The 7,408-nt window shown below is 61.6% G+C and carries 8 protein-coding genes; 2 read left to right on the top strand and 6 right to left on the bottom strand.

From position 1 onward, the window contains the following. The 5 genes from AB7F49_RS36650 to AB7F49_RS36630 form a co-directional block, all read right to left on the bottom strand. The coding region (locus tag AB7F49_RS36650; RefSeq protein ID WP_428532033.1) for a hypothetical protein at window positions 1–195 on the bottom strand (195 nt) is incomplete at its 3' end. Continuing rightward, window positions 196–1,071: a polyphosphate kinase 2 gene (ppk2, locus tag AB7F49_RS36645; RefSeq protein ID WP_428532030.1), complete on the bottom strand. Its 876-nt coding sequence runs from the start codon at window positions 1,069–1,071 to the stop codon at window positions 196–198. After that, window positions 1,001–2,743 carry a Na/Pi cotransporter family protein gene (locus AB7F49_RS36640; protein ID WP_428532027.1) on the bottom strand — a complete coding sequence of 581 codons (1,743 nt, stop codon included), beginning with the start codon at window positions 2,741–2,743 and terminating at the stop codon, window positions 1,001–1,003. The genes ppk2 and AB7F49_RS36640 overlap by 71 nt, the downstream gene beginning before the upstream one ends. Before the next feature lie 114 nt (window positions 2,744–2,857). Beyond that, window positions 2,858–3,238: a hypothetical protein gene (locus tag AB7F49_RS36635; protein WP_428532024.1), complete on the bottom strand. Its 381-nt coding sequence runs from the start codon at window positions 3,236–3,238 to the stop codon at window positions 2,858–2,860. Continuing rightward, complete coding sequence (locus AB7F49_RS36630; RefSeq protein ID WP_428532021.1) at window positions 3,238–3,399, bottom strand: hypothetical protein; 162 nt, start codon at window positions 3,397–3,399, stop codon at window positions 3,238–3,240. Before AB7F49_RS36630 ends, AB7F49_RS36635 begins: the two co-directional genes overlap by 1 nt. Before the next feature lie 677 nt (window positions 3,400–4,076). Here AB7F49_RS36630 and AB7F49_RS36625 point away from each other — a divergent pair. Beyond that, complete coding sequence (locus tag AB7F49_RS36625) at window positions 4,077–5,051, top strand: LysR family transcriptional regulator (RefSeq protein ID WP_428532018.1); 975 nt, start codon at window positions 4,077–4,079, stop codon at window positions 5,049–5,051. A 398-nt stretch (window positions 5,052–5,449) separates the two neighbouring features. Here the strand turns inward: AB7F49_RS36625 and AB7F49_RS36620 are convergent, their stop codons facing one another. Then, window positions 5,450–5,920 carry a transposase gene (locus AB7F49_RS36620; protein WP_428532036.1) on the bottom strand — a complete coding sequence of 157 codons (471 nt, stop codon included), beginning with the start codon at window positions 5,918–5,920 and terminating at the stop codon, window positions 5,450–5,452. A gap of 216 nt (window positions 5,921–6,136) precedes the next feature. Between AB7F49_RS36620 and AB7F49_RS36615 the strand changes: the two genes are divergently transcribed. After that, window positions 6,137–7,408: sigma-54 interaction domain-containing protein (locus AB7F49_RS36615; RefSeq protein ID WP_428532015.1), on the top strand; the 1,272-nt coding region annotated here is incomplete at its 3' end.

The raw sequence follows: 7,408 nt of genomic DNA, 5'->3' as shown, positions 1-7,408 counted from the left end.
ATGCACGGCCACCGCATCAGAGTTCGCTGGATTTTCGATTGCCGAACGCGCCGTGGTGCAGACGTCCTGAACGACCGCGCGCAGAGCCTCGCCGACAGCCATTTCCGTTCGCAGTGCAGGCTTCTCGACCATGCGACGTTGTTGTGATGGCAACGAAATCGGATGACGCGGCAAAGCCAATTCCTCTACGGGCATTCAATATTTCTCCGGAATGAACCTATAGCCGTATTCCGGCTCCTCGTATCCGTGCGGCTTCTGCCGGTCCGGCAGAACCACCTTCTTCCGGGCGAGCTTCTTATGAGGAATCAGGTTGAGAAGATGCGAGATGCAGTTCAGCCGGGCGCGCCGTTTGTCGTCGGCCCTGACGACGTGCCACGGCGATACATCCGTATCCGTGGCAGCGAACATGGCGTCGCGCGCACGCGAAAAATCGTACCAGCGCCGGTGCGACTCCAGATCCATCGGGCTCAGCTTCCAGGTTTTCCGCGGGTCGGTGATGCGCTTGATGAACCGGCGGGTCTGCTCCTCCTTGCTGACCTCGAACCAGTACTTGATGATGGTGATGCCGGAATCGATGATGTCCCGCTCCCAGGCCGGGCAAAGCTCGAGAAACCGTTCGTACTGCTCGTCGGTGCAAAATCCCATCACCCGTTCGACGCCGGCCCGGTTATACCAGCTCCGGTCGAACAGGACGATCTCGCCGGCAGCCGGGAAATGTTCGATATAGCGCTGAAAGTAGATTTGCGAGCGCTCCCGCTCGGTCGGCGCGGGCAGGGCGACGAGGCGGAAGGTGCGCGGGCTGACGCGCTCGGTGATCCGCTTGATCACGCCGCCCTTTCCGGCCGCGTCCCGACCCTCGAAAATCACGATGACTCTCGCTCCCGCATGCTTGACCCAGTACTGCACCTCGACCAGCTCGGCATGCAGCTTCGCCATTTCCGCTTCGTACTCCGCCCGCTTGAGCTTCTGTTTGCCGTTCGACGGCGCGCTTTCGCTATGGTCAGGCTGCTTGGTCTTGGTCTTGGTCTTGGTCTTGGTTTTGGTTTTGGTTTTGGTTTTGGTCTTGCTCATTTGGTTCCACCATCGGTTGGAGGTTTTGCGTTGTCCTTGCGATCATCCTGGTAAAATGTGCGACTTCCCTGAACTGCGCGATGATGTCACTGGCCAGCCGGAAGCTCAGCACATCGGATTTGTCATCCAGCTTGAGCCTTTCGAGAATGCTGTTGCGGGCCGCAACCGCCAGCGCTTCGATTTCGGACTTCGCCGCCACCACCTGCGCCGACTTCTCCGCTTCCGGCTGGCCAATGGTTTCCATCGCCTGTTCGAGGTTGCCGATGACGGTATCCCCGAACCGAACCGTGTTCTCGTCCCGCAGCCGCGCCAAGTCGATCCCCTCAGTCAGCCGCTGCTGGCTCAACGAGGTCAGATTGGTCGTCACCACGTCGCGGATCCCGTCCAGACCGCTAACGACCTGCGTGAGGTCGATGAGCTGCCTGCCTTGATTTTCGGAATGCTCCGTCCGGGACAGGCGTCCGATATAGAGAAAAATCGCGGTTGCCAGCCGGTCGGCTTCCTGGTTCTGCTCCAAGAGATCCGCGATGTCCTCGATGGTTCCGCCGACGGCCACGGGCGCGCCTTTGCGGACGATATCCAGAACCTGCTTGCCCAGCCGCGTCAGTTCCATCTGCACACGTTGCTGCGCCATCGACGGCACCACCAGGAAAGTATCGTCGAGATAGATCGGGTCGCCGGCGCGCTTGGTGTCGTCCGGCGGGGCCGCCGGCGCGATGAGTTGCGCAAGCTTGGCGATCGGTCCGGCAAACCAGATCAGGATCAGCGTGCTCACGACGCTGAACATGGTATGGGCGTTTGCGACCTGCCGCGGCGTTTCGGCCGCGAGCCGCGCCACGCCTTCGAGTTCGGGCGCGCTCGGCGAGATATATCGGATGAAGTCGGCATATTGCGGGATGATGAAGACCAGCATCAGCACGCCGAAGACATTGAACAGCAGATGCACCACGCCGACCTGCAGCGCCTCGGCGGACTTGCCGATCGCGGCGAGCAGCGCGGTGCCGCAGGTGCCGATATTCGTCCCCAGGATCATCGCAATGCCGGCCTCGAGCGGCATCAGCCCCTGGCTCGCGAGCGCGATGATGATCCCGAGCGTGGCTGCGGAACTCTGCACGACGGCGGTGAAGATCGCGCCCACCAGGATGCCCAGAAGCGGATTCTTCATGTTCTGCATGGCATCGATGAAGGGCTGGAATGTCCGCAGCGGACGGGTCGCGTCGCCCATGAACTGAATGCCGAGGAACAGCAGGCCGAGGCCCAAGACGACGGCACCGAGTTGCCTGAGCAGGTCCTTGCCGGCAAAGGCGTAGAACATGAATCCGCCTGCCAGCATGAACGGCGTGAGCGCCGATACGTCGAAGGCGATGATCTGCGCCGTGAAGGTGGAGCCGATATTGGCCCCCATGATCATCGGCACCGTCTGGCCGAGCGTCATCAGCCCCGCCGACACGAACCCGACCATGAGCACGGTGGTGATGGTCGAGGAATTCAACAGCGCGGTGATGCCGGCACCGGCGAGCAAGCCCCGAAAGCGGTTGGCGGTGAGGCCGCCCAGCACCGTTTGCAGCCGTGCGCCTGCGATGGCCTTGAGCGCGCCGGTCAGCAGTTGCAGGCCGAAGAGAAACAACGCAAGACCACTCGCAAGCATGCCCAGCATATAAACAAGGTTCATGTCATCTGATGGTTGCATGCTCCTCCCATTCTTCTCGCTGCCGCTCTCTGCCGTTTCTGCTTCCCGGCGTTTTCTCGACGGTTGCGGTCGGAGACGTTTCCGCCCGATCCGGGACTATATCTTACTTGTGGCAATCGGCGCCCGGGCATCGAGCGCATCGATCTCCGCAAGCAGCCGCGTCATCTTGCCTGACCCAGGAGCGGCGTAGTTGTAGTTCTTGAACAACGAAGTCATCTTCGTGAAGTGGTTGCGAGCTGCCTCCTTATCGGTGAACCCGTAGGTGCGGGATGCGATAGCTTCGACGCGCTCAAAGAGTTGGCGCTGCCGCTCGAGCGAGACCGAGACGTCGATCTTGTCAAAGAAGTCCTGCTGCAAGAACACCCTGTCCATGAAGCGGGCCGCCTCGGCGGCAATGAAATCATCGAGGCCGATCCCCTCCTCTCCGGCAACCTGCGCCATCCGGGCGACATCCTTACCGCGGCGCAGAAGTGCCATCATCGCGCCGAGCTTTTCATCCCATTGGCCTCCCTGACGACGGCGAGGTCGCCGTACCGCGGACCTTCCGGATCGTCGCGGATCTGCGGCGGCAATGCGACGCGGATCACCTCGCCGATAATGGACAGGACCCTATCACAGTTGATTGCGATGGCAGGCATTTCAGGAAGCCTTGTCGAATATCCAAAGCGGGCCTTCGCCGCGGGCCGCGACAAACGACGTGTGACACTCGGATATGAATTCAGTCGGCAGAGCGATGCTCTCGATCTAGCGATGCTCTCGATCGAGAGCGCCCATCCCGAAGACTTTCGCAACCGCTCGAGAGATGAGAGAATCCATAATCTTGCGAGCCCCCTTCGCAGACAATCGAGACGAATCCTTTTAAGTGTACTTAGAAGCAAAGTGGGTCAACCATGAATATGCTTCATCGCTCTCTTGAAGGGCGGGCATTTCTGATCGGCTCTCATATGGTGGCCCAGGCGAAATGTTAGGCGTCGGCTGGGATCAGCGCGACGACGTCTTCGATTCGGAAACTGTCGGCTGCGCGTTCTGGGCCAAGATCACTGGGCGCCTGAAGAAGGCGAGAGGCGTCTCGACAAGCCCGCCGCGGTCTGCAACAGACATGACACCCTCGGGAGCCGACCGATGGGCAAGGCGCAGTCTCAGACCAACAATCGGCATCAAGTCGCGCGGCCGAAAATTCCGCGACAACTTCGAAACGGTCGATAGCATCATTGAAGTCCCACCTTCATCAAGAAGCCGGCGTCCATGACGCTGCCGGGCGAACCTACTCAAATGACGGCTCTTCAAGGACGCCGTACTGCATGGAGACGATGTCGTGGCGAAACACCGAATCGACTTGAACCTGTTTCGTGTCTTCGAGGCGGTCATGCTGCACCGCAGTGTCAGCAGCGCCAGCCACGAGCTTGGTGTTACGCCGTCCGCGGTGAGCCACGCCTTGTCGCGGTTGCGGCAGGAGCTTGCCGACGAGCTGTTCATCCCCGGCGAAGGCGGCATGGAGCCGACAGTGCGCGCAATCCAACTCGCGCCCAGCATCCGCGATGGCCTGACGAAAATCGACGACGCAATCGGCGCCAAGCCCTTTGTGCCGTCCGATGCCGTCCGCACGTTCCGCATTGCCGCGACTGAATATAGCGCCGTCACAGTGATCACCCCGCTTGTCGCCCGCATGGCCAAAGCGACGCCGCAGATCAGACTGCGCGTGTTTCCATACAGCCGCCTCGACGTCGTCCGGCATCTCGACGACGGTCGGATCGATCTGGTAACAGGCTGGTTCGGCGAGGTTCCAGACCGCATGCGCCGGGCCACGATCCGCGTGGACAGGGAGGCGGTGATCGTGCGGCCCAAGCATCCGTTGACGGAAGGCCAGGTCACCAAGGAACGCCTGCTGGCCTTTCCCTATGTCGTCGTTGAAATGACCGGAAGCGAGGAACCGCCCACCGACGGATTTCTGGACGAACGCAGGCTGCAGCGGCGCGTATGGATTGAAAGATTGCTGATTCACGAAAGCGACGACAGCGAGGAACTGGGTCGTCGCATGGCAGTCACCGTACCGTACTATGCCGCGGTTCCGCACATGCTCCAGACGACCGACATGGTGGCGACATTACCGCTCAGCCTGGCGAGCCTGGCCGCGAAGCAAGGGATGGTGGCGATACTCGATCTGCCCTACGAGCCGCTCGAGGTGCAGTTCGAGGCCGTCTGGCATCAGCGCGCCGAGAGGGACGCCAGTCTGCAATGGCTGATCGGCGAGATGATCGACGCCGCGCGGGAAGCGCCCGATGCCCGATGAACTGTTTGACGACCGCAAAACCAGAGCCGGGCCAAAGGCCTTGAGGCCATCTCGCTCGGATCGCCGCGCTCGCGTTCCGACCATGAGTTGACCATGCTGATGGTTGGCCTGCACCCGGCTCCGAAGACGCCGAGTTAGACGTTTTCATGGGACCGGAGGTGCTTCATGGAGAGGCGGAAGTTCACGCGAGAACTCAAGCTTGAGGCTGTGCGCCTAATCAAGGATCGAGGCGTGTCGTATGTGCAGACGTCGCAGGACCTGGCTGTCCAACGGAAATAACTATCTATTTCGCACGCTCATAGAGCAGTGTTGTCCAGCTCGCGCGTGCGGCGAGCGAATGCACCCGCCGACAAGTGTTGCAACCGGTGCCGAACGCAATTTCCTTTCCGCTCTCAGTCTTATTCGATACCTAACCGAATGCTCGTAGATCGGTCAGCATCGCGCCGCTGGCCATTCGCGACCTTCGCCGACTTCATCACTTTCCTTTGCGTCGAGCGGTGCTGACCGAGTGCCTGACAGGCGCGCCGCTCCGACACGCCGAGCATTGCCACAACATGGTCCACGCGGGCCCGGCGTGCCGCCGGATCCGCGAGCAGTTCACGCGACACCGCGCTCAAGATGCGATTTTCGTCGGTCAGGTTCGCGACGAATTTGCGCAGGTCTGCGATCTGCGCCTGCATGTCTGCAAGCCACTCGACTTGGTCATCGCTCAGCCCGGCGTACCTTTTGCGCCATCGATAGAATGTCATCGCGGTGACCTGCTCCTGCCTGAGCACGTCCGTGAGCCGCTGGCCGCCGGCGACCATTTGATCGATCCGCCGCAGCGCAGCGACGATCTCGTTGATGCTGCGTCTGCGCTTAATCCGCATCTGCGCCCCCACCCCCACTCTCAACAGCGATGGACCACGCGGCGGTGGTCCGACACGGCCGCAATAGCAGGCGTCATGCCAACACAAGCCGACCGCGACGCAAGCTGTAGCACATTGAGGACGCAGGAGAATTTCGGCGGCTGGCGTGGATTGACCGATCATCGCCGAGCCAATATTCTCATATATGAGAATATTTCTCGAATATGAGATAATGCTATGGCCCTGCCAGAATGGTTCGCCTCCGGTCAGAACGAAACGATCTTCCTGCGCCGCCTGCTCGATCACATCTCGGACCGCCTGGTCGCGGTCGACACCGATGGCCGCGTCGTCCTGATCAACGAACCGTACTGCCAGCTGCTCGGCGGCAAGCCAGAGGACTTCATCGGGCACCACATCACCGACGTGGTGTCGCCGAAGACCAAGCTGCACCTCGTCGCGCGCGGCGACATGGTGGTGCACGGCGCGCCGCTCGAGGTGCGCGGACAGCAGCTCTTTACGCGGCAGGTACCGATCTACCAGGACACGCAGATCATCGGCGCGGTGGGCATGGCGCTGTTCTCCAGCCTCAGCGCGCTGAAGAAGGCAGCGTCTGTCGCCGTGCGCCAGGAGCTGTCGTTCCAGAGCACGCAGCGCGGCTGGATCGCGCGGCACACCCTCGACGACATCATGGGCGCCGGTCCCCGCATGGAGGCTCTGCGGCAGCGCATCCGCCAGGCGGCCCGGCAGTCGCAGCCGGTGCTGATCCAGGGCGAGAGCGGCACGGGCAAGGAGCTCGCCGCGAACGCCGTGCACGCACATTCCGACCGCGCCGGCCGGCCGTTCGTCTGGATCAACTGCGCGTCGATGCCGGAGACGCTGATCGAGGCGGAGCTGTTCGGCTACGAGGCCGGCGCCTTTACCGGCGCCAACCCGCGCGGCAAGCCGGGCAAGTTCGAGCTTGCGAATTCAGGCACGCTCTTTCTGGATGAAATCGGAGACATGCCGATCCACTTGCAGGCCATCCTGCTCCGCGCTATCCAGAATCAGGAGATCGTCCGCATCGGCGGCACATCGCCCATTCCGATCGACGTCCGCTTTGTCTGCGCAACCAACCGCCCGCTGGAGCGGATGGTTCGCGCAAACCGCTTCCGACTCGATCTGTACTATCGCCTCAATGTCCTCAATCTCCATATGCCCGCGCTACGGGAGCGGGACGATCTCGAATTCCTGATCGAACACCTGCTCGCTCGCATCACACGGCAGGAAGGCCATCCGGTCCGGAAGATGCCCGGAGACGTGTTGGCAAAATTCCTGGCCTTTTCCTGGCCTGGCAATGTCCGGCAGTTGGAAAGCGCGTTGCTCCGATTCCTCATCTCTGGAGAGGCGGACTTCGACGACGTGCGCGTAACGGAGGACGCCGAGCAGAACGCCGGCGCTGAGGACTCGCTTGACCTTGAGCGAGATCTCGCCCTCCAGCGCGACAGACGGATTGCCAAGGCGCTGCGGGTC

Origin of the sequence: Pseudorhodoplanes sp. (assembly GCF_050250235.1) — a bacterium.
GTDB lineage: Bacteria > Pseudomonadota > Alphaproteobacteria > Rhizobiales > Xanthobacteraceae > Pseudorhodoplanes.
The sequence above is the reverse complement of the archived record's forward strand: the minus strand, read 5'-3'. Positions and strand labels throughout refer to the sequence as shown.